22 protein-coding genes and 1 pseudogene are annotated in these 22,163 nt (G+C 60.0%); 15 read left to right on the top strand and 8 right to left on the bottom strand.

What is annotated here, in order from left to right:
* Nucleotides 1–165 precede the first annotated feature (165 nt).
* The 9 genes from IVB07_RS17495 (at nt 166) to IVB07_RS17535 (ending at nt 8,797) form a co-directional block, all read left to right on the top strand.
* Entirely contained in the window at nt 166–2,442 is a 2,277-nt protein-coding gene (locus tag IVB07_RS17495; protein WP_018455129.1) for an exopolysaccharide transport family protein, read from the top strand.
* Between the two features lie 291 nt (nt 2,443–2,733).
* The gene (locus IVB07_RS17500) at nt 2,734–3,921 is read left to right on the top strand and encodes a tyrosine-type recombinase/integrase (protein ID WP_247336591.1); all 1,188 of its coding nucleotides are present in this window, start codon (nt 2,734–2,736) and stop codon (nt 3,919–3,921) included.
* A 238-nt stretch (nt 3,922–4,159) separates the two neighbouring features.
* A complete protein-coding gene (locus IVB07_RS17505; RefSeq protein WP_247336594.1) occupies nt 4,160–4,369 on the top strand; it encodes a hypothetical protein in 210 nt (69 codons plus the stop codon).
* 81 nt (nt 4,370–4,450) lie between these two features.
* The gene (locus IVB07_RS17510; RefSeq protein ID WP_018454181.1) at nt 4,451–4,705 is read left to right on the top strand and encodes a hypothetical protein; all 255 of its coding nucleotides are present in this window, start codon (nt 4,451–4,453) and stop codon (nt 4,703–4,705) included.
* Complete coding sequence (locus IVB07_RS17515; protein WP_247767761.1) at nt 4,702–7,236, top strand: virulence-associated E family protein; 2,535 nt, start codon at nt 4,702–4,704, stop codon at nt 7,234–7,236. Before IVB07_RS17510 ends, IVB07_RS17515 begins: the two co-directional genes overlap by 4 nt.
* A 434-nt stretch (nt 7,237–7,670) precedes the next feature.
* The gene (locus IVB07_RS17520; protein WP_247361199.1) at nt 7,671–7,916 is read left to right on the top strand and encodes a hypothetical protein; all 246 of its coding nucleotides are present in this window, start codon (nt 7,671–7,673) and stop codon (nt 7,914–7,916) included.
* Nucleotides 7,917–7,967: 51 nt separating this feature from the next.
* Nucleotides 7,968–8,234, top strand: a complete 267-nt coding sequence (locus tag IVB07_RS17525; RefSeq protein WP_247336604.1) for a hypothetical protein — start codon at nt 7,968–7,970, stop codon at nt 8,232–8,234.
* Complete coding sequence (locus IVB07_RS17530; protein ID WP_247336609.1) at nt 8,235–8,570, top strand: hypothetical protein; 336 nt, start codon at nt 8,235–8,237, stop codon at nt 8,568–8,570.
* A complete protein-coding gene (locus IVB07_RS17535) occupies nt 8,537–8,797 on the top strand; it encodes a hypothetical protein (protein WP_247298174.1) in 261 nt (86 codons plus the stop codon). Before IVB07_RS17530 ends, IVB07_RS17535 begins: the two co-directional genes overlap by 34 nt.
* A 124-nt stretch (nt 8,798–8,921) precedes the next feature.
* Here the strand turns inward: IVB07_RS17535 and IVB07_RS17540 are convergent, their stop codons facing one another.
* Nucleotides 8,922–9,500: a hypothetical protein gene (locus IVB07_RS17540; protein ID WP_247336612.1), complete on the bottom strand. Its 579-nt coding sequence runs from the start codon at nt 9,498–9,500 to the stop codon at nt 8,922–8,924.
* 402 nt (nt 9,501–9,902) lie between these two features.
* On the opposite strand from IVB07_RS17540, the gene IVB07_RS17545 reads away from it, so the two are divergent.
* Together IVB07_RS17545 and IVB07_RS17550 are read left to right on the top strand one after the other, a co-directional pair.
* On the top strand, nt 9,903–10,994 hold the full coding sequence (locus tag IVB07_RS17545; protein WP_247767762.1) for an acyltransferase: 1,092 nt from the start codon (nt 9,903–9,905) through the stop codon (nt 10,992–10,994).
* Nucleotides 10,995–11,395: 401 nt separating this feature from the next.
* The gene (locus IVB07_RS17550) at nt 11,396–12,652 is read left to right on the top strand and encodes a serine hydrolase (protein WP_247336617.1); all 1,257 of its coding nucleotides are present in this window, start codon (nt 11,396–11,398) and stop codon (nt 12,650–12,652) included.
* Between the two features lie 656 nt (nt 12,653–13,308).
* Here IVB07_RS17550 and IVB07_RS17555 read toward each other — a convergent pair.
* The 3 genes from IVB07_RS17555 to IVB07_RS17565 all read right to left on the bottom strand — a co-directional run bounded on the left by IVB07_RS17555 (nt 13,309) and on the right by IVB07_RS17565 (nt 14,561).
* The gene (locus tag IVB07_RS17555) at nt 13,309–13,521 is read right to left on the bottom strand and encodes a hypothetical protein (protein WP_247336621.1); all 213 of its coding nucleotides are present in this window, start codon (nt 13,519–13,521) and stop codon (nt 13,309–13,311) included.
* A 2-nt stretch (nt 13,522–13,523) separates the two neighbouring features.
* The gene (locus tag IVB07_RS17560) at nt 13,524–13,883 is read right to left on the bottom strand and encodes a hypothetical protein (protein ID WP_247361186.1); all 360 of its coding nucleotides are present in this window, start codon (nt 13,881–13,883) and stop codon (nt 13,524–13,526) included.
* 87 nt (nt 13,884–13,970) lie between these two features.
* Complete coding sequence (locus tag IVB07_RS17565) at nt 13,971–14,561, bottom strand: RNA ligase family protein (RefSeq protein ID WP_247361183.1); 591 nt, start codon at nt 14,559–14,561, stop codon at nt 13,971–13,973.
* 226 nt (nt 14,562–14,787) lie between these two features.
* Here IVB07_RS17565 and IVB07_RS17570 point away from each other — a divergent pair, with 226 nt between their 5' ends.
* On the top strand, nt 14,788–15,045 hold the full coding sequence (locus tag IVB07_RS17570; protein WP_247767763.1) for a hypothetical protein: 258 nt from the start codon (nt 14,788–14,790) through the stop codon (nt 15,043–15,045).
* Between the two features lie 933 nt (nt 15,046–15,978).
* Here IVB07_RS17570 and IVB07_RS17575 read toward each other — a convergent pair.
* Together IVB07_RS17575 and IVB07_RS17580 are read right to left on the bottom strand one after the other, a co-directional pair.
* Complete coding sequence (locus IVB07_RS17575; protein WP_247336631.1) at nt 15,979–16,341, bottom strand: hypothetical protein; 363 nt, start codon at nt 16,339–16,341, stop codon at nt 15,979–15,981.
* A gap of 320 nt (nt 16,342–16,661) precedes the next feature.
* Nucleotides 16,662–16,871, bottom strand: a complete 210-nt coding sequence (locus IVB07_RS17580) for a hypothetical protein (protein WP_247336634.1) — start codon at nt 16,869–16,871, stop codon at nt 16,662–16,664.
* 919 nt (nt 16,872–17,790) lie between these two features.
* Between IVB07_RS17580 and IVB07_RS17585 the strand changes: the two genes are divergently transcribed.
* A complete protein-coding gene (locus tag IVB07_RS17585; RefSeq protein WP_247336637.1) occupies nt 17,791–18,006 on the top strand; it encodes a hypothetical protein in 216 nt (71 codons plus the stop codon).
* Between the two features lie 784 nt (nt 18,007–18,790).
* On the opposite strand, the gene IVB07_RS17590 is transcribed toward IVB07_RS17585, so the two are convergent.
* On the bottom strand, nt 18,791–19,819 hold the full coding sequence (locus IVB07_RS17590) for an IS110 family transposase (RefSeq protein WP_247766646.1): 1,029 nt from the start codon (nt 19,817–19,819) through the stop codon (nt 18,791–18,793).
* 547 nt (nt 19,820–20,366) lie between these two features.
* Between IVB07_RS17590 and IVB07_RS17595 the strand changes: the two genes are divergently transcribed.
* Nucleotides 20,367–20,612 carry a hypothetical protein gene (locus IVB07_RS17595; protein WP_247336640.1) on the top strand — a complete coding sequence of 82 codons (246 nt, stop codon included), beginning with the start codon at nt 20,367–20,369 and terminating at the stop codon, nt 20,610–20,612.
* 158 nt (nt 20,613–20,770) lie between these two features.
* On the opposite strand, the pseudogene IVB07_RS17600 reads toward IVB07_RS17595, so the two are convergent.
* A pseudogene (locus IVB07_RS17600) lies at nt 20,771–21,186 on the bottom strand (hypothetical protein).
* Between the two features lie 170 nt (nt 21,187–21,356).
* Here IVB07_RS17600 and IVB07_RS17605 point away from each other — a divergent pair.
* Nucleotides 21,357–22,082, top strand: coding sequence for a hypothetical protein (locus tag IVB07_RS17605; RefSeq protein ID WP_247336643.1), 726 nt, complete (start codon nt 21,357–21,359; stop codon nt 22,080–22,082).
* The last annotated feature ends 81 nt before the right edge of the window (nt 22,083–22,163 follow it).

A 22,163-nucleotide genomic window follows, 5' to 3' on the forward strand; every position in this document is an offset into this window, starting at 1 on the left:
CTGACGAAATATCGAGACGGATTAAGAGGCCTCGTGGTTAACAAACGGTGACGGACGCACCTGCGCGAGCCGCCCGACGCTGCGATTAACCCAGCGGCAACCTTAATGGAGTGTAATCGCCCTGGTTGAGGTAGGTTCGTGGCGTTGCGCCTGCGGGAGTGTTCGATGCGTTTAGCGTTCTGGCGTGCCGGCAAGGACAAGGCGGTGGTCAAGCGGGCTGTCTCGAAGGCAGCAGCCAAGCGGGCTGAACTCGAGTCCAGCTTTGAAGCAAAGCCTGCGCCCGTTGCTCCGCGGCCGGCGCCAGTCGAATCCGGCGACATCGACCTGCACGCGCTCGGCGCGGCATTGGCGCGCAAGCGCGGCTGGATCATCGTTCCGACGGTGCTGGCGCTCGTCGCATCCATCGCAATCGTCAATCTCATCACGCCGCGCTACAAGTCTGAATCCCGTATCCTGATCGACGGCCGTGAGAACGTGTTTCTGCGGCCCAATAGCGATCGCGCCGAGGAACGGCAGGCGCTCGACGCCGAAGCCGTCACCAGCCAGGTGCAGCTCGTGCTGTCGCGCGATCTCGCGCGCGAGATCATCAAGAAGAACAAGCTTGCGGAGCGGCCCGAGTTCGATCCGGTGCTGCAAGGCGTTTCGCCGCTGAAGTCTCTTGCGGCGCTGGTCGGCATCGGCCGCGATCCGTTCTCGATGACGCCGGAAGAGCGGGTGCTGGACGCCTATTACGAGCGCCTCCAGGCCTACGCTGTCGACAAGTCACGCGTCATCGTGATCGAATTCCAGTCTGCCGATCCCGATCTCGCCGTGCGCGTCGCCAATTCGATCGCCGACGGCTATCTCGTGCTCCAGCAGGATGCGCGCCAGGACCAGGCCCGAAACGCCAGCCAGTGGTATGCCGGCAGGATCGACGAGCTGCGACGGAATGTCTCCGAGGCCGAAGCGAAGGCCGAGGACTTCCGCTCCAAGTCGAGCCTGTTCGTCGGCACCAACAACACGACGCTATCGAACCAGCAGATGGGCGAGGTCAACACCCAGCTCAACAATGCGCGCGCGCTCAAGGCCGATGCCGAGTCCAAGGCGCGCCTGATCCGCGAGATGATCCAGAGCGGCAAACCGATCGAATCGTCGGAAATCTTGAACTCGGAATCGATGCGCACGCCTTCGCAGCAGCGCGTGGCGTTGCGGGCCCAGCTGGCCGAGCAATCGTCGACGTTGCTCGGCAACCATCCGCGCATCAAGGAGTTGAAGGCGCAGCTCGCCGACCTCGACACCCAGATCCGCGACGAGGCCGCCAAGCTCGCCCGCACGCTCGAAAACGATGCGCGCGCCGCCAGCGGGCGCGTTCAGGAATTGTCGGCGAGCCTCGAGCAGCTCAAGAAGCAGGCGACGGCCACCAACGGCCAGGACGTGCAGCTCCGCGCCCTCGAGCGTGAGGCCAAGGCGCAGCGCGACCTGCTCGAAACCTATCTCGCGAAGTACCGTGAGGCCAACACCCGCGAGACCATCGACACCGCGCCGACGGATGGCCGCATCATCTCGCGCGCCGTCGTCTCGAACACGCCGGCCTATCCGAAGAAGCTGCCGATCGTGCTGATCGCGACGATCGCGACACTGCTGCTCTCGTCCGGCGTCGTCGTCACCGGAGAGTTGTTGCGCCAGACCGCGCCCCGTGCGGTGGCGGTGTTCACGCCAGCCCTGACGCGGGCGTCGGCTCGCCAGGAACAAATCGTCCAACCGGAGGTCGTCGAGCCCTTCGCCGATCCGGTCGTCGATCCCGTCATGGCAGAACCCGCGCCGCTGCAGCCGGAGATGACGGCCGATGCCGATGTCGCCGAATTCGCGGAGATCGAGCATCTGGCCGACAGCCTGCGCGCCGCCGGAGCCATGGCGAAGAAGGTCACGGTGCTCGGCACTGCGAGCGGCGAAGCCATCACGCTGTCGACCCTGACATTGGCCCGGCACCTGGCGCGCGATGCGCGGGTCGTCGTGGTCGATCTCGCCGCGTCCTCGCCGACCATGGCCGCCGTGTCCGTCGATGCCTCGGCACGCGGCCTCGCCGAACTGATGCAGGGCGAGGCGTCGTTCGCGCAGATCATCACCCGGGACAAGCTCTCGCGGCTGCATCTGGTCATGGCAGGCCGCCCCGGCTTCGATCGCAGCCTGTTGCAGTCGCCCCGCGTGACGCTCGCGATCGACGCGCTGCTGCGCGCCTACGACCACGTGCTGCTCGATGCCGGCAGTGCCTCCGACCTTCCTGCGGAGCTCCTGACGGCGAATGCCCGCGCCGTCGTCGTGCCCGACGCGTCGATGGCGCCGGATGCGCGCGCACTGATGTGCGAGCAGCTCAGCGCCGTCGGATTCAATGAAGTGACGATGCTGAGCAGGTCCGTGCAGCCGTCGGATGCGAGGGACGCGCCGCGCGTCGTGGCGGCGTAGGCGTTTCTTACCCTCTCCCCCTGTGGGAGAGGGTGGCTCGCCGCGATAGCGGCGAGACGGGTGAGGGGTCTCTCTCCGCGCGTGCCTCTCGCATTTTGACTTGCTGATACAACCCCTCATCCGGCGCTTCGCGCCACCTTCTCCCACAAGGGGAGAAACCGAAGTCCACAGCGACCTATACAGACCCATACAGCTCACATAACTCATTGTGTTTGCTTATCTTATTCCTATTCAGGTACGATGGGTGCCATCCCGACCCACCCCCATTTTGGGGACATTTCGAGGGACACCATGGCCCGCCGCACCCGCTCTTCATTTCTGGAAAACCGTACTGCGCGCTTGAAACTCGCGACACGTAAGAAGCCATACACCGCGCTGATCGCGCCCGGCATCTTTCTCGCATATCGTCGCAACACTGGTCCCGGCACGTGGTCGGTGAAGTGCCATGGCTGGCTCAAGCGGTTCGGTCTCGCCGACGACCACGAAGACGCCAACGGCGAAAGCGTCATGTCGTATTGGCAAGCGCTGGAGCGCGCCAAGATGTTGGCGCGTGCCGGCGAAGCCAACACCGAGCAGCCCATCAGTGTCGCCGAGACCATCAATGCATATGAAGCCGATCTCGAAACGCGCGGTGGCCGCAAGTACAATGCGACTCAGCTTCGCCTGCATCTGACCGACGCCTTGAAGAGCAAGGCGGTCGCACTGCTGACCGAGCGGGAGCTGCGCGACTGGCGCGCCGGCCTGGTGAAGGCCGGCCTGAAGCCCTCATCCGCCGATCGCATCGGGCGTTCGCTCAAGGCCGCGCTGGCGCTGGCTGCCAGGAACGACAAGCGCATCACCAATGCCGCCGCATGGAAGAATGGCGTCAGGAAGCTGCCCGATAGCGAGGTCGCGCGCAACGTGATCCTGCCCGATCAAACCGTCGCCGCGCTGGTTACCGGGTCGTATGATGAGGATCGTGACTTCGGCTTGCTGATCGACGTTCTGGCCGAGACCGGCGCTCGTGAAAGTCAGGTGTTCAAGCTGACGCCAGCCGATTTGCAGGATCATCTGAACGCGGCGCGCTTGATGATGCCGACCAGTCGCAAGGGCAAGAACCGCACGATCGAATATCGGCCGCTGCCGATCTCGACACGGTTGGCTAAGGCGCTGCGTAAGCAGGTTGCTGGCCGGGCCGCTCATGATTCGCTGTTCGCCAAGATGTGGAACTTGGCGGCGAGCTTCCGTCCGGTCGTCGAAAGTCTCGGGCTTGGCCCGGAGGTGACGCCCTATGCGCTGCGGCACTGTTCGATCGTCCGGCACCTGCTGAAAGGCGTGCCGACCCGCGTTGTTGCCGCTCACCACGACACATCCGTCGCGATGATCGAGAAGAACTACAGCCGGTACATCATTGGCGATCCAAGTGAATCGCTGACGCGGGCGGCGTTACTCGATCTCGAGACGAGCGTCACATCCAGCACGAGGTGCCGTGCCGCTTGAGACGCTTCTGTTCATGACCATCGTGCTGTGACCATCCGCGCTTATCGCTCCAGCCTGCGTCTTTTCCAACAGTCCCTGATCTGAAACATGTCTTTTCCAACAGTTCCTGATCTTAAACATGTCTTTTCCATCAGCACGTTCCTTGCTCTTGCAGACAACCGCCAACGCGGCGTTATTAATACTGCTCCTCATGCGGTGAGGTCACCTGGCTTCACCGAAAATTATAAGGAGCATACTGATGCACTCTCCGATGCGACCGAACGGTCCGGATGACGCCGACGCCTACAGTGTTGACGAGTTTTGCGCGCGTAATCGGATCAGCTCGCAGCTCTTCTATAAATTGAAGCCGAAGGGCCTGATGCCCGCGACGTTCAACGTCGGCAGGCGCGTGCTGATCTCGCGCGAGGCTGCCGCAGCGTGGCGTCGTGCTCGCGAGAATGTGGCGTAGCCGGCAGCCAGCGTCGCGTAGTCGCTGAAAAGGCGGCCTGCCAGCCGCCTTTCCCATCATCCTCTCACGGAATTTTTTAGAATGTCGGTGATGAATCCCATCGCGCCCGCGCACACACAACCGTCGAAGCAACAGCTTCAGGCAGCCGCCTATGTCGCCATGGCGCTGCCGGTCATTCCGCTCGCCAAGAGCGCGGATGATCTCCGGTCTTGGTGGAACGACGAGCAGCAGCAAAGGGATAAATATGGTCTCACTGAGACCCAAACTGAAACCTTGATCGAGGCCTGCAAGGAGCACGTCCGCAGCCTCGGCGAAACGCGTGGGGTGCAGCCGTGAACGCGCACGATTCCAATTCGCCGAGCGGGGAGCCGCTGGCCGCCGAGCGTGAGGTTGGCGGCGCCACCGATGTCGCGGTCGATTTTCTCAAGCTGCTGCGTCCCGGCGGGCCGTGGCAGTTGTCCGCGATCAATCCGAAGGTCAACAACGATATCAAGACGGTCACCGCAACCACTCCTGATCAAGCGCGCAGGTTCATCAATCGCTACAACGGCAACCACAATCTCTACTACGCACCCAATCCGGTCCGGATCAAAGACAAGAAAGCGGCCAAGACCGAAGTCAGCGCGATCGAATTTCTGCCCGGCGATCTCGACCCGAACGAAGGTGAAGCGCCCGAGGCCGCGAAGGCTCGCTTTCTCGCGGCACTGAAGTCGTTTGATCCCGCGCCCATGTTTGTGGTCGATAGCGGCAATGGCGTGCAGGTGCTGTGGCGTCTCGATCAGCCGATCCCGCTGCCCGATCCGGTCATGGTCATCGGCGCCGATGGCAAGACCAAGCCGGCCCTCTCGCCGGAAGCGCAAACCATCGTTGACGATGTCGAATCCCGCTCCAAGGTGGCGATGGAGAAGTTGGGCAGCGTCGCCGGGACGCAGAACATCGACCGCATCCTGCGCTTGCCTGGCACCAAGAACCTGCCCACCAAGGCGAAGATCAAGAAGGGCCGCATGGCGTGTCAGTCGAGCTTGCTCGCGTATAACGAGCTTGCGGTGTGCAGGTTGCAAGACTTCGCGACCGATGCCGGCAGCGCAAAAGCCGATAGCCCTGAGGACAGCAGCGCCAGCAATGCCGGTACCAGCAACACCGGCAGCGCCAATCCGACCCGCAGCGCGAGCGGCACCAGCAGCATCGATTGGGCCGCCGTCGAGAAACATCGTGGCTGGCTGAAGAGCGCCGCTGACCTGCCTGCCGACTTCAGCGTGAAGGGCAAGGCGATCGTCGGGCATGCCGGCAATCTCAAGGACCTGAATTTCGATCTCCAACACGCCGGTACTCTTGTCAAACCATACCAAAGCTGGAGCGAGGTTTCTTTGGCGCTTGCTGCCATCCTCAAATCCGATGGTCGCTACAGCAATGAGCAGATCGCGGCGGCATTGCTGTGCGACCTGGAATGCAATCAGCACATCAAGAACCAATCGAACAAGCGGCGAGCCATCGAACGCCTGATCCTGCGGTCACACGCCCCACCGCCGGGCAAGGTACAACGGGCAGACATGCCCAACTGGCGCGAACAGCGCGAAGACGGCTCGCCGCTGCCCAGCCTGCACAACGCACGCCTTGCGATCACTGCCCTCGGCATCGAGTGCAGTTACGACATGTTCCACAACAAGCTGCTGTTCGGCTTCAAGGACGACACCACACGGCACGCCCTCGAACAATTTTTTGGCGAAGTGACCGACAACGGCATCATCGCGCTGCGGCGGATGATGTCCGACACCTTCGGGGTTGATTTTCACGATAAGTACACGCGCGATGCCATCATCTCGCTCGCAATTGATCATTGCTTCGACCCCGTCGTCGATATGCTCGCCCAGGCTGAGGCGGGATGGGATGGCGTCGAGCGGCTGGACCACATGGCGACCGAATACTTCAATGCCGACGATACCCCGCTCAACAGGGCCTTCGTGCGCAAGACCATGATCGCCGCCGTCGCACGGGCACGCGTCCCCGGTATCAAGAAGGACGAAATCCTGGTGCTGGAGAGCGAGGAAGGCTTCAACAAGTCCACGGCCTGGCGCGTGCTCGCTGGCGATGAGAACTTCTCCGACGAGAGCATCATCGGCAAGAATAGCCGCGAGGTGCAGGAGCAGTTGGCCGAGGTCTGGGTTCACGAGAACGCCGATCTCGCCGGGATGAAGAAAGCTGAGGTCGAGACGGTCAAGGCTTACGCAAGCAGGATGGTCGATATTGCGCGACCGGCCTACGGTCACTTTCCCAAGAAGCAGAAGCGGCATTCGATCGAGGTCGGTACCACCAACAGTGATAGCTACTTGCAATCGCAGACCGGGAATCGCCGATTCTGGCCGCTACGGATTCTCAAGGCGATCGATATCGAAAAGCTGAAGCGGGACCGGCTCCAACTGTGGGGTGAAGCCGCGCACTACCAGAGCCAGGGCGAAAGCGTCGTGCTCGATCCGGCACTGTGGGGTGAAGCTGGCCTTGAGCAGGAGTACCGGCGGGTGACCGATCCGTGGGAGGACGTGCTGCGCAACATGCCGGAGATGACGACCTACAGCTACTGGAAGGACGGCAAGCAGCATGAGGGAACGCGGACCATTATTCACTATGCCCGCGATGAGGATCGCCACGCATCGGGCAAGGCGGTGCTCCGCGACGAACAGCGGGTGTCGTCGGAGGAACTGCTGACCTTTGTGCTCAACATCGCGCCCGGCAACCAGCAGACCGGGCATACGATGCGGCTGGCGGCCGTAATGAAGCGGCTCGGCTGGAGCCGTAATGACAACGGTTATGTCAGTATCAAGGGCAACCGGGTGAAGGGCTATTACCGAAGCAAACCATTCGATTTTTAGCATACGCCAAGAGCAACTGAGCGACCTTGAGCGACCTGAGTGACCACTTGTCAGGAGTCTGCGGCGGAGCAGCCCAGCCGGCGCGCTGTGCCCGTCGGGAAGCGGCTTGGCCGCTGGTGGGCTGGCTGGGGAGAAGTTTACCAGATAGGTCGCTCAAGGTCGCTCAGTCGCTCTTTGGCTATGTTTTAAGGGGGCACGGTGCGAGCGACCGTCTCGTACCTTCCGGGCTGAAGTCACTCGGTCGCTCGCCCGACGCCAAGGGCGGGCCTGCCGGCAGGACGCCAGTTGGCGGATCGAAAGCCGGTCACCGGGGGGATGGACTCGAAACCGGCCTGCGAAGCCGCGAGAACCGCACCGTCTGGTCCTTATGGGATGGGACGAAATTCCTAGGAGGGGGTTGCCATTTTGACGGCATTTAGTCCGGGAGGCCCACCGTGAAAACCAAGGCGAAGGCGCACCTTGCACCGACGGCCGCCGCCCAGCGCATGCGGGAACACCGCGCGCGGCAGGCGAGGGGCGCTACGCGAATTGCCATTGATCTCGACGGGGCCGACAAGGACTGGCTTCGCGGCCAGGGCACGCTGCTGGAATGGGACGAGGAAGATGCACGAGCACTCGCGCAAGCTTTGAAGCTGGCGCTGCAGAAACTGCACCGCAAGTTACAGCGTAACGAAGGTTGAGGTCGCGATCTGCTATTTGAAGGTCGACTTCGAAATAATGAGGAGACGACAATGGTCGTCAAGTTATCAGCGACGGACCTAGAAACTGGCCGCCGTTTGGTTGCCCGCAAGATGGGGCGCTCGGTGGTTCGCATTTTGCCGGAAGCCGATGATTTGGTTGCCATCAATCGGATAACCAAGCAAATCCGCGAACTGCTCTGGCGCCGCGATAATCCTGGCAACATGCGCGCGTGTCGCGCGCTGGTCCGCGAGCAAGCTCGGCTGTCGCTTGCGTATGAGCGACGCCATGGGAAGGCCCCCAACATCAAGCACGTGTAAATGACGAACGTCCCAACTCTCGAAGAGCGCCGTGCGATCGAAGCGCAGGTTTCGCCCCAGCGGCGAGCCGAGATCGAAGGCCTCGTCAAATCGCTGGCACCGGTGATCGGCGATTTCGTGCTGGCAGCAATCACGCCGCTGAAAGAGCGGATCAAGGCAATCGAGGCGCGCCCGACGCTGTGTTACCTGGGCATTTGGGATGCATCGCGGACGTATCAGCCGGGATCCTTCGTCACACATTCCGGCTCGGTCTGGCATGCCGACGTGCAAAGCACAGGCATTCGGCCGGGGGAAGGCGGCTTTTGGAAACTGGCAGTGAAGCGTGGCTCGAAATGAAAGTATTGGATCAAGCGAACGCCGAGTTGTGTCGCCATCGCGATCTTGCGCTCACCGCCTATGCGCGGCGTCTGCTTGCTCGCGGTGAAGACATTGACGGGGAAGAGTTTCGTGCGGCTTTGTCGAAATACGCCGGCGAGCTTGAGGCGTGGCGGACCAAAGCCATGGATGCCTTGCGGCAATTTGTCGAGGCGATGATCGAGCGGCCGTCCGCGACGCTGCATTAACTGGCCGCGCTTAGCGCATCCAGGAGTTCGTAAGCGCCGTTAGTCTGCTGTTGTGGGAAAAGCGGAAGTCGCGATTGCGTAGTTCGACTTCCGAGTCTGACTTCAACAGCTTGACTAGCTGCTTTCACCGGGTTCTGCTTTTTAAGCGATACATCAACACTTCATGGGTTTCGATTTGCTGATCTTGTCGGAACATCTGTAGGACGGTCGAAACAGCTTCAAAAATGACCTTAGCGGCAAACAACGTTCTGAAGGGTTGATGCGCAATTCTTCTCAGTTGCGCTAGCTTGGCGAGCTTGCCGCCGAGGTTCCCGCTTTTAAATGATCGACCGTACCACACAGCAGCTCTCAACTGGCTCAAGCGCCCATGTTGTGATTGATAGTGCGTTCCAAGCCAAAATTGCGCATTCCAGTTGCCCTTAAGAGCGAGCTTACGAAGTTCACGTAGCCCTTCTGGTACGCCGCGAAGCTGAAGGAAGCGGGCTCGATGCAAAACACCGTTCTCTTGACCGGACGAAGCGGCACGATCAAACCAATTCCATGCCGTCACGAAATCCGGGTCAACGGCGTCGCCTCGGGCATACTCCCAAGCGAGAGCCAACTGAGCGTCAACGTCGCCGGATGATGCAGCAGCAATCCATTCCGGAATTTTGCTGCGGCGTTTGGTGCGCTCATCAGCGCGGCTTGGTAGTGCTAGTCGCATCGTTTAAGCAATGCCTCTATGGCCCGCGCGGAGTGTCACTCATACGACATTAAGGAAACATCACTCTGCGACTAGCAATTGGAAGCGACGTTCGTCCGCTTGTGGCCCGAAGGCGAAGGTAGCCGTCGTGTCGGGGCCTCGGCAGTCCGAGGCCAAACCGGCCATCGGTAAGGCGCGGGCAAATCGACGCGGACCGACGGATCGGCTTTGTTCCAACGCTCTCTTCCGACGAAAGTCGTAGAGGTGCTAGTTTAGGTTGTAACGTTAGGAAATTTGCAATCTATTCAACCTTAACTTGCGTCGGAATGCAATTCCTTCAAGGCGCGAAGAAACGTCCTCGAACGTGGCACTTCAACAATAACAACCCAATGCGGCGGCGCCGCGATTTGCCTGGAGGCTCGGTTGGCACTCCCAAATAAATACAATCCCGCACTAGATGGACTGCGGGCCCTGGCGATTGGCCTTGTCATTCTGGGGCACTGCCGCGTTCCCCTGTTCCGCCAAGGCTATTTTGGCGTCGATATATTCTTTATCCTTAGCGGCTTCCTGATTACCCGACTCCTTGTTGACGAATTAGACGCAACCGGACGAATCGCGCTGCGACGTTTTTATCTGCGCAGATTCCTTCGCCTCGCGCCGGCTCTCCTAGTATGCTTGAGCGCTTATGTTCTGGTCGCCCCATGGCTTTGGCCGCAATATGAGGTCATCTCACACATCCGGGACGCGGGACTAGCAGCATTCTATCTGGCCGACTATTCGCAGGCCTTTTGGCATAGTCCGAACGTGCTCGTTCACATGTGGTCGCTTTCAGTTGAAGAGCACTTCTACCTTATCTGGCCGCTGGCAATCCTGGTGTTAGCTCGCATCGATCTCCGTTGGAGTCTGTACGGTCTCTTGGCGCTCTACCTGCTTGGCAGCGCGTGGCGCATCTTCGAGTATGAAAGTATGGGATGGGACGCTACCTATTATCGTTTTGATACGCGCTTCAGTGGGCTGGTGTGCGGCTCCATGCTGTCGATGTTCCTGCAAAACAAAGCGCCAATCTCGAAGAGCGCGGCCGATGCAGCGGGCGTCGGCGGGTGGACGGCGCTCGTTGTCTGTCTCTCTATCGGCTACTGGGGCGCCCCCTGGTCCCTTGTCGTGATGACGCCTCTGGCTCATGTGGCCGGTCTCTGTTTGGTTATCTCAGCCTCAACACAAAGCTCCTGGGTCAACTCGATCTTGTCAGCACCGCCCTTGGTCGGCATCGGTGTCATCTCTTACGGGATGTATCTCTGGCACTATCCCGCAGCTTTTTATCTTAGAGAGTTGATGCCCTGGTACCTGACCGCTCCAATCGTACTGGGCTTTTCAGTCATCGCGGCTGCGGGCAGTTACCTGAGCATTGAGCGACCGCTCAACCGATATCGCCTCAATCTCGGGGCTGATCACAACGCAAGCGCAGAAAGCGATGGTCGAGCGTCACAGCCGGCACTCGCTCCGGCAGCAACGTAGCTCTCGTATTCTCTTGTTCGGCTTACGCGCTATTGCGCAGGAACTCCTGACGTCGAGCACGCTGAGACCGTGGCGGCGAAGTCTGCCTGTGGCCCATCGCTGCCGTCCACAGCGCGGCCGCTAACGTCCGCATTGGGGGTTACTGCCGTCATGCCTCTCGGAATTTGGGAAGGCAGCCGTGACCCAAAGCTGACCTCGCTCAAAAGCTGTAGGCCATTGACACAGCACGCTGCTTGGCTCAATGTTACTCACCGTAGCATTCGTGGTGAGGAGCAGTTGGCCCTCTCCAGCGATTTCGAGGTCGGATGGGCCAGGTTTGCGAACCGCGATTTTATCACTCTTGCAAGCGGCGCAGCGGTAGCTCCGATACCAGCGCCGGGAAAGTACTCTCGCGACGCTCTGTGCTGACCGGACTTGCGGCAACCTGCGTTGCGGCGTCGGCGAAATGGAGTTGGGCTGCTGAAATCGGTGGTGGTCCGTCCTTTTTCGCCGATGGCCCGGACGCCGAACTTTACGGCGCGGCCGAGAACTACCCGATCAAGGACCGATGGAGGATCTTCCAGCCCGGCAATCCGGCCTCGCCAAAATACCGCGTCGGCGCATTCAGTCATTACGATGAGATATTCCCGACACGCCACGTCGATCGCGCGGCCACATCCTGGCCATTCAAGCGAACGCCGGCGGATGTCAGCTACCACTACAAGGGAAACCGCGCTTCGCTTGCGGATTATCTGTCGCGCAATCCGGTGACGGGCCTGTTGATCGCTAAGGACGACCGGATTCTGGTTGAGTGCTATCAGTACGGCCGCACCGATCGAGACCGGCTGATATCGCAGTCGATGGCAAAATCTATCACTGGCATGCTGATAGGGATCGCGACCGCAGAAGGCGCGATCAAGTCGATCGACGATGCTGCGGAGACCTATGTTCCCGGCTTGAAAGGCACGGAATACGGTGCAACGCCGATCCGCGCGCTGCTGCACATGTCGTCTGGCGTGAAGTTCGGTGAAGAGAACGATGAAGCGAAAGGCAGCGGAGACGACCTCGATCGCCTGTGGGGCGACATGGTGCGCAAACACTGGTTTTCCCAAAAAGGCACCGTTGCCAGCATCGCGCAATTCAACCAACGGATCGCGCCGCCGGGGACGCGATTCCATTACGCCAGTATCGAGACGGACGTGCTTGGTCTCGTGCTGCATTACGCGACCGGTCAATCAATGTGCGGCTATCTCCAGGAAAAAGTTTGGCAGCCGATCGGCACGGAAGCGGATGCCAAATGGCTGATTGATGCGGAAGGCCGTGAGGTAGCGCACGGGTTCTTCAATGCGGTACTGCGCGATTACGCGCGGCTCGCCCGTCTGCTGGCCCACGACGGAGCGTGGGAAGGCAAACAGATAATACCTGCACAGTGGATGATTGATGCGACCACGGTGCTTGCCTCCGAGACGTATCTGGCAAAAGCCGAGGGAGGGTTCGGGTACGGCTATCAGGTCTACCTGTTTCCCGGCAGCAGACGGCAATTCGCGCTCTTGGGGCACCTCGGGCAGCGTATCCTCGTTGATCCGCCCTCGAAGCTGGTCATGGTGCAGACCGCCGTCGATGAAAAGTCCCCCGAAATCTGGCGTCTGTGGTCGGCCGTGGTCGCGCAGTTCGGGTGACGCCACCTTTTCTCCCAGGGGAAGAGAGGTCCTCCGCCCTCGACGTCGGAATAGAAAAGCCGAATGAGCTGCAAGGTCTGCTTCTGGCCCTTCGCTCCCGTTCAGGCGTGCCGCGACATGTCGGTTCTGAGGGGTAGACCGGAAGTTTGCAGCGGAGTGCTAGACTGACGCTTTTGACCCCGCAGCAGTCGCTTGCGGTGCTCATTCACTTCGGATTTCAGCTCTTCGCCCATGCGGACACCCGCGCCCAAATCATTGTTCGGTCCGCTGCAATCGCAGCAGTCTAAACCTTCGTATGTAGTTCTTTAGTCGGATTTGACGTGCACTGAGAAATCCAAATCGGTAAGCATGCGCTCGGGACATGTGGGCGGGTGTGGATGATCAGGGCAGCAGCACGGCAAAGCTCTGAAGAGTGCCGCAAACTCGCGGCTGAATATCGAACACGCGCCAACATTGAAGGTACGACAAAGCGGGTCGCCAACCTGCTTTTAAACGTGTCCCGAACCTACGCTGGCCTTGCCGCCACCCTCGATTTGCTTGAACAGGTCCAGAACGAGGAGGCACAACGGCTCTCGCACCAGCGTAGGTCAGAGCCACCGGAACCATAGGTGTGCTATTTGTTCCGCTTCAGCCGGTAAGGCGCGTGGCCGCTCCGTCTATTCCAGCACATCCGCCCTCGGCCTAGGATGCACCCGCGCATCGACCAAGACCTCAGTGATAGCATCTCGGAGGCTGTCGCGATCGAGGATGCGGAGCAGCCGGTCGACGGTGGTCTCGGCATCGCAGTCGCGCGTGAGATAGTCGGCCAGCGCGATCATGGCGTCGTCATAGCTCTGCTCAATCTTCTCGGCGGGGGTCAGGCGCGCCATGCTCAAGCAGCTCCGCGCAATGGAAGCGCCAGTTGGACGGCAAAGGGCCGGGTAGCATTCGCTTCGATGAAGGCGCGCAAGGCCGGCGTGATCTCCGCGTTGCCAGCGGCGCACTCACCAAGTTCATCTGCGACTTCGCTGGTCGCGTCACGCGACCAACCTTCAACGGCGTTGAACGCCACGATCCGGACCGGATAGGCATACTGGCCGGAGATGAGGTCGCGGATGATCGTCTTGAAGTCGGTGTCCTGCTCGTCGGTCTCGCGCCAGGAGCAGCCGGCTCGGGCGCCGAAGTCCTCCAGGACCAGGTAGATGTCCCGGTCGAGGCGATCCAGCGGCACGATCGACGGCGCATGACGCATGACGCAACTCCTACTCAGAAGGTGCAATGACGCTGCTGGCTCATCGTTCCCGTGGGCTCGGCCCACGCCATCGGTCGACCAGTTCCTTCAAAGCTCCCGTCCGATCGCGGGATGGCTGCGGTTCTTCACCTTGAGCCAGTGCTTCTGTCGGCCGCCGCGATATGGCCGATCGCGATGCTTCGACACGAGACCTTCAAGGCCCATGCGACACGCCGCAAGGAAAAGCTCCGGCCCGATCTCGCCGCGCTCGAATGGCGCGACGGTGATCCCGTCCGGCCGGCGGGCCAACAGCCGCTCCAAGTTGGTCTTGCGCAGGTGTAGCGGGAGCTGCCGGAGATCGTCACTGCCCACGACGAGAACGTCAAAGGCATAGAGCTGCACCTCGTGCTCATGCTTGCGGGAATGCAGCGCGTTGAAGTCGGAGATCCCATCAAGGCCGAGAATCACGGCCTCGCCGTCGAGGACGAAATGCTTCTGCCGGTTCTTGAGCGCGGCCTCGGCGATCCATGGATAGCGCCTGGTCCAGTCGGTGCCGTTGCGAGAGAACAGCCGCACGCGCTCGTTTTCCCGGATGACCAGCATCCGGTAGCCGTCGTGTTTGATTTCGTGAATCCAGTCCGGTCCCGACGGGACCTGCTTGCCGGCACTGGCCAGGCAAAGCTCGTACGCCATACGCATTTGCCACAGATAGGGCTTTGCGGGCGTTTTGGGAGTAGGGAACAACCGCCAATCAAGGGCATTCCCATTCAGCTACGGTCATCTGAGTCCCACGGGTTGATCGCCAAGGAGTTGTAAGACATGCGCAAACTAGCACTCGCAATGGCTGCCGTTGCCGCTCTTTCAGTGTTCCCAGTATCAGCTTTTTCACAATCTATCGAAATCGGACCTGGCGGGGTCCGGGTGGATGACGGCCGCCGGGCGAGAGGCGGTGGACAATGTGAACAATTGCGCCTTGCCTGCGAAAACAAGGATAGGCTGGGAGAGCAAGGCGAAGGAAATTGTCGCCGCTATCGCGAGACCTGCCAACGGCCCGTTCGGCAAGATGTTTGCGGCGAGCTACGATCCGCCTGTCTCAACAAGGATCGGTTGGGCGAGCAAGGTGAAGGTAACTGTCGCCGCTATAGGGAAACGTGTCGCGGCGGGCGTATGTAGCCAGTTCTAGGAGCTTCTGCGCGCAACGAGAGGCCGCCTCGCTGGCGGCCTCTTTGCGTGCCGGTTCACGCTGACGGCCCCGCTGTTCTCCGGGCGAGAACAGATTGTGATTTTAATAAATCTTCGTTCGTTCCTCGCGCGTGTATTTATAAGCGGAACACCTAGAAGTACGGCCGCCTCAGTTGGCGGCCTGAGTGCTCTCTTTTCGGGGGGCGCCTATAACTTAGGCTATCTGGAACTTGTGTACACTCTGGTACTTAGTGAGTCCTCCGCGAGGGCAGCACTGTGGACCGCGATTTTAAGAACGAAGTCTTTTCCAGCTATCAGCCAAATCCAGTGAAGCCGTGCAATCAGTGTGGCCGCCAGCCGATCTTTGCGGCGAAGATGCTCAACACCCAGACCGGTGGGATCGTTCGCATGTTCAAGTGCCAGTGCGGTGAGCAGACCTGGACCGAGAGTAAAGAGTAAGGGCTGCCTCGGGGGCGGCCGCCAACTGACCGCTCGCCCTAGCTGCTCCGTGGCAAATCACAGTGGCCTGATTTGACTTCAGCGGCCCGTCGCCGGGCATAATCGTTCCGTTTATGGAACGAATGTCATGGCCGCGCTTACATCCTCAACGATGAGGGGCATATCATCGGCGTGCACAAGCTGAATTGCGCGGATGACGATGAGGCTAAACAGCAGCCAGCCAAGTTGCTCGACGGCCACGATTGGAAGTCTGGCAGCACTCACGCCGAGTGGCCATTTTGAAGCACCATACAAGGCATTGAGGCGGCCTAGTTGGCGGCCTATTTCATTTCGTTTGGCGGTTCACGCCGGCGGGGCCTCTGTTGGCGGAGAGACGGCCCCGGCTTCAAGGGAAACTCTGATTAGGGCCGGGGCCGCTCCGCCGGCTTGGGCTGGGAACCGGCGGCCCTTCAACAACCGCCCGCAGTTCGCGTTCCTATTTGCTCATTTCGTCTTTCGATAGCGAGCTAGACTCCGCTCTCGCGAGTGCCCGGGCCTTCTCTAGCGCTTCTGCCCCGGTCAGCCGGTCAGGCCCGAGCCGCCGTCCCGCGATATCGTCCCAATAGAAATAGACGCTCGGCCGACCGTCGCCGAAGCAGACTTCGTAACTGCCGGTTTGCGGCACAGCTTCATGCTTGCGGATGCGGACGGTCGCCATGCCGCCATCAAAGCGGGGCCAGGCGCGGCTGGCAAATTGTCGATTGGTAGGAGGTCGGATCGGCGGCGAGCTGCTGCCTGTCGTGGTGTGGACAAGGGCCGCCAAGGCGGCCTTACTCCTGCCGGAGACGGTCAGGATCATCCGTCTTTGTGGGGATCAAATCTTCCAGCCGCTTCAGCCCAGCCGCTTTAAAGAGACCGAGGACGACGACGATAGTCATCAGCACGGTTCCAATCAGTACTAGTAGCGTCCACATGGGGTGACCTCCATGTCCGCCCCGCGAATAAACTCAGGTGGTCAGGTCGCGGTTCCCCGAAATCAAGGGCTATGGTGGCTGCTGCCAGAGGCATCGGCTGAAGGTTGCCAACGTAGCGGTTGACCACGCGGAAGAGCGTTAGGACGGCGGCTTGGTTGGTGGTGATCAAATAGAGATCGCAAGTGGAGAACACCGGCCGGCGGCCCTACTCGACCTCGATCATTCGCTCCTTGCTCGCCCGCAGGCTGCGGAGGTAATAGCCCCGTGCCTGAACGGCTGATTTGATTTCGTCGCTGACCTTGAGAACTCGTTTTCTGCTCTTGCGCCACTTATGCGCAGAGTAAAGCACGGGTACGGGAGAGCCTGCACTTAGAACGAGCAAGTCGCGCTTGTCATTGCGATAGACATCAAACACCTTCTGCCCCCGCTGATCATACGAACTAAGAACGAAAGTATGCGTCTCGTCGCTATCTAGGAGCTTAGTGTCTCGAATGGTTATGCGGGTTGAAAATCTGCAACGCCTGCCGCATTTCCTTCGTCGTGTTCTCCGAGCTGTTCAAAGCCCGGATCGGCAGATTGGTACCCGACCTCAGCGATACGATACCGTGACGGCACGAGGCAGCGTTCGCGGACTTCAGCCAGCCGCGCCAGCGCGGAGGCGACGGTTGCGATGATTGTCGCGATTTAATCCTACGCTCATCCCTCGTTCACAGAGGAACCTCTACGCTGCCTGCGGAGACTACAGTCAACGGGAGAAACTAGATGAAATTCAGATACGCACTTTTCGCATTGGCCGCCTTAGGTGGCGCAGTGCTTTCGCCCGGAGCCGCTTCAGCAATGCCGCTCGCCCCCTTGGGACAACTCCAGTCCTCCAACGTCGAGAGCGTTGCAGTGGTGTGCGGTCCGCGCGGGTGCATCCGCACGAGACCCGTGTATCGGCGAGGAGCCTATGTCGTCCGCCGCCCCTATGTACGTCGCGGCTATGGCTACCATCGGGGCTATCGTCGGTACTGATCTTGAAAGAGGGCTTCGGCCCTCTTTTTCGTCAGGCGAGACGCTCGAAATCCACGCCACGCGCGCTCGCCCATGGGGCATCGATCTAGCACGTCGGCCGGTTAGCTGCTGCCTGGGCGACGGCGGCATGCCCCAGCGCATCAGGGTCATCTCGGTCCCGGCTTCCATGTTGTGGCTAATGTTCCAGTTCAGGAACGAGTAAGAAAAAACGGCATGCCTTTGAATTGTGGGCATGAGTCTCGCAACTGCCTTCATTACTGCTAGCATCCTCGCCGTTCTTGCGATCTACTTTTCGGCGGCTATCCTGCAGGGAGGGAGCGATGTCCTATACGATCGGATTTCTACGTAAGAACGAACGAGATGTTTGGGCGACCGAAACGCCGACAGCTCATCAGGCGGTCGCTATGATTGCGACACTTCAGGAGAGCGCAGAAGAGATCAGGTTCATCAGTTCGCCTCAAGAAGGTGAGATGGGCATCGAGATGCTTCGGCTGTTGGCGAAGGAAGAAGCTGAAGAATTGCCGAAGGGACGCTAACGCCATAGAAGATCGGCTCGAAGCGAGGAGGAAGGCGCGATCGATTGGGCTGCAATCTCTGGCGATGTGGCAAGCTACTCTATGGGCTATCCGCATTTCGAATAAAGATGGGTGGATTGTCCTTGTCATGGCCGCACGTCATAGAGCCTTACCGAATTTCAGCCGTAACGGTGGGGGCAATTCCGCAGATGTTCGAAATCCCCCGCTGTGATCACTGCGAAGACGGGTTCGCCCCAGAAGAGCTAACCATCCTTCCGCCACCGCACGGGAACGGCGAGCTGATCTGCGTCCGGTGCATGGAAATCATGGTCCGCCGAGCTGTCGCGAAAGCTACCGCTCGGTGGTAACTGATGTCCCAGCGCATCAGCGTTATCTCAGTCTAGGTTTTCGTGTTGGCAGATTACGGGTGCGGGGCTGTCAGGGAAGACGCCGGGCAGGCGGTAGGTTGCCGACGTAGCGCTTGATCACGCGAAACAGCGCGCGGACGGCTTCTTGGTGGTGATCCAATAGAGATTGCAGATGTGGACGGCCCCCCACTTGTCAGGATTGTAGCAGACTTTTGGCCAGATCGCTTGCTATCAGATGTCCGGCCTGTTTGCGCGGACAAAGCCCGCTGGCCGAGATGGTGTTCGCTACGCACGCTCCAAGCACATGGGCGACATTCTTAGTGCCAGTGTAATCTTCGGAAGCTCGCGCGTATCGACCGATCGGTCCTTCCATCTACTGCGTCCTGCAAGTTCGTGGGCAATCCGCCGAGCAACCTCGCTCGCGGGCCGATTTCAGATCAAGTCGGCATGGCGGCTACCGGCTGCTTGTACACGCCACCCGATATCATCAGGCGCCAAGCGATGCGGGCAAACTTGTTTGCCAAGGCCACCGCGACCAACTTTGGCGGCTTTCGCCCCAGCAGCGAAGCGAGCCATTGTGTCGGCTTATGACGGCCCTTTCGGATATGCCTCAGCAGTGCGGTTGCACCGACGATCAACGTCGATCGCAGTATAGAATCTCCGGCCTTTGTAATGCCGCCGAGCCTTTGCCGGCCGCCAGTTGAATGATCCTTGGGTGTCAGCCCGAGCCACGCCGCAAAGTCGCGACCCGATCTGAACGTCTCGGGCGGCGGCGCTTTCATGCTGAGCATCGACGACCCAATCGGACCGACGCCTGGAATTGTCGCAATACGCCTGCTGATGTCATCCTCGCGATGCCACTTCATCAGCTTGGCCTCGATCTTCGCCAGGCGAGCTTGGACCGCGGCATACTCGTCAGCCTGAAGGCGGAAGAGATCCCGCGCCATTTCCGGCAGGCTTTCGTCTTCGAGCACACGTTTGATGAGTGCCGCGACGTTCTGCTGGCCGGCGGGCCCGACGATACCAAACTCAGCGGCATAGCTCCTGAAAGCATTGGAGAGCTGCGACTTCACGCTGACCAGGCGTTCCCGCACAGTCATCAACATGCAAGCCGCTTGCCGTTCCTTCGACTTCACCGGTACGAACCGCATGCTGGGCCGGGTAACCGCCTCGCACAGTGCCTCGGCGTCGGCCGCGTCGTTCTTGCCGCGCTTCACGTAAGCCTTCACGTATTGAGGAGGGATCAGCTTTACCTCGTGCCCGAAAGATTGGAGCAGGCGCCCCCAATGGTGCGAGCTGCCGCAAGACTCTATGGCGACGAGAACCGGCGGAAGCCGCTCGAAGTAGCGGATCATCTCGGCTCGCCGAAATTGGCGCCGGACAACCACTACCTCATTTTCATCAACACCGTGAAGCTGGAACACCGACTTCGAGGTATCCATGCCGATACGAACGGGAATATTCATTAGACTTTCCTCTCATCTTTTCTGTGACGCCGAGAGCGCCATCAAACCGTGGGGATGAGAGGCCGTCCACACCAGCACACGCCATCATTTCCCCGCGCCCTGCTTGACCCGAATTAACTTGCGGGGCCGCCCCACAAAGCGCACCCTTTCAGCATCACCGCCTCGACCCCTTGGCTGCGTTCGGTGACTGAGAGTGTTGCGCTCCCGGCCTATAAAGCGGGTGCGTCATGTCCGAGCCTCGAAAACCTATATTGCCGCAGCGGCCGAACCATGAGGCGCAGGTGCTTGCTAGCCAGCTCCAATGCGTATTGCTGCGGCCCGCGCGGGCTTTGAGCACTGGACACTCCGCTGCACAAGCTGCGGTCGCATCGACCAAATGCAGGTGGACACTGACCCGTTGAACTCCGGGGCGCTGGGCTGGATCCAAGGCGAACTGAGGCCACAGCCTAGAATCTGCGATAACCGAATATGAAAAGCAAATGCGAGCGAGTTGCTGACGCGGACGTAGTGGCCGGTCGGCGTAGCAACAGCGTAGCAGGAGGCTCCCATGTCACGATTTGTCGTCTGCTTCATGAAAGACGTGCTTGGCAATAACGGCCGCGAGCGCGAGGTCTGCCAGAGTTCTATCGAGATCGACGCCGCCGACGAGGGGGTGGCCACCGAGACAGCAAAGCGAAAATTCTGCGCCTTGCAGTCTCTGCGCGACTGGTCACTGCATGCCGACCGGATCAAGACGATCTCGGCGGCCGATTTTCTATCTTGGACGTCTGGTATCGACAACCACAAACTGTGATCGCCATCGGCTCGAATTGATCGGTCGCGGTCTCGCGGCTTAGAAATTCCAGCGTTGAGGAAGTCTGCTGCCAAATAAAAGTGCATGACGCTGCGGAGAAGACGAGCACGCTGTTGGAGAGTCGGCCGGAGTTCAGTAAGACGCCCAATCTAGGCACTTCACCACTCTCCCGGCGACCACGTCGACGGCGGGGTCGCTCGCTGAAATCTTCGTGGGTCGCAGCGCGACGAGATGGCTGCGTTTGCACGGATTAGCGCCGCACCTCCGAACAATCCTTGCACCGCATGTACCGCTCCAGCTCATGGATCGCCGTCGTCTTGGGCCGTCGGACGTCATCCAGCGCGATGGTCTGATGGGTGTCGCAGCCGAGGTATTTCACTTCAAGATACAGGTAACCGGCGTTGAGCACGTCGCCGAGTGCCGGGGACGGCTGCGCGGGTCCCTGCAAGCCGAGCATGCGTTTATTCCATGCGTCGCAGGCGAGCCGATCCGCTTCCTTGCGCGCTTCCGTCGCCCGCTCTGCCGCTGCCCGGATCGATGCGCCGTAGATGGTCTCGCGTGATTTGGTGCCCATGCAACAGGATCGCCGGACGGCGCGCAACAGGCAAGCCGCTATAGATTGGGGTGGATGGCCTGGAAGGCACAACGAGAGCTGGAAAGGCGGGGATAAACTGGTGCCGGTCTGTTGCCAGCCGCCCGCGCTTAGGCCCCCATCGCGCCATGTCGAAGCGTAGTCGGTTTAAGATGAAACAGAAGAAAACGCAGAAGAAGAAGAAGCTAGAGATTAAGAACCTACCGAAACCAGAGCGGATCAGGCTTGCCAAAGCCAAAATGATAAAGGTTCTCGATCACTTGCTCTATGTAGTCGAACTGCACGCCAACAACTCGTTTGTGGTGTTCTCACCGGAGCTTGCTTCTCAAATCACCCGCTCCTATGCAGCGAACGCGTTCAATGTGTTCCAGCGCAGCATGTACCAAATCGAGATCGTGCGGCTCTGCGCGGTCTGGGACGGCGTCGATCTCGAAAAGGAGAACATCCCAACCGTCGTCGAACTGATCAACGATGAGGCGATCATCGAAACGCTAATTGACGAAACGCGCAGCCACCATCAAGATCCTAGGGACAAGCAATTCGCAGACGAACGCGCTGCGCTGGCTCGATCTGCATTGCTGCAAGCAATCGCGGGCGTCCGCGCGGTTCTCAGTTCAACGCGACTGGCCTCAATCATGAACATCCGCGACAAACACCTTGCGCATTCGCTGGAAACCACGCGCCGCGAGAAGAACGGATCTGTTCAGCCGATGAAGTACGGCGACGAAACGGAGTTGCTGAATGCGACAATCCCAATCGTCGAAGACCTCTACTGCTGGGTAAACGGCACGAGTTTCTCGATAGAGAACTCGCAGGAAATAGATCAGCGCAACGCCGAGGCGCTGTGGACGGGCTGCAAATTTGTGGACCTCCGGTAAGGTGGGACCTTGAGCGTGCGCGCCCTGTCGTCTTCTCGCTCACGCTCCTAGAACACCACCTTGATACAATCGTAGTTTTTC

The organism is Bradyrhizobium sp. 172, assembly GCF_023101065.1.
Lineage (GTDB): Bacteria > Pseudomonadota > Alphaproteobacteria > Rhizobiales > Xanthobacteraceae > Bradyrhizobium > Bradyrhizobium canariense_D.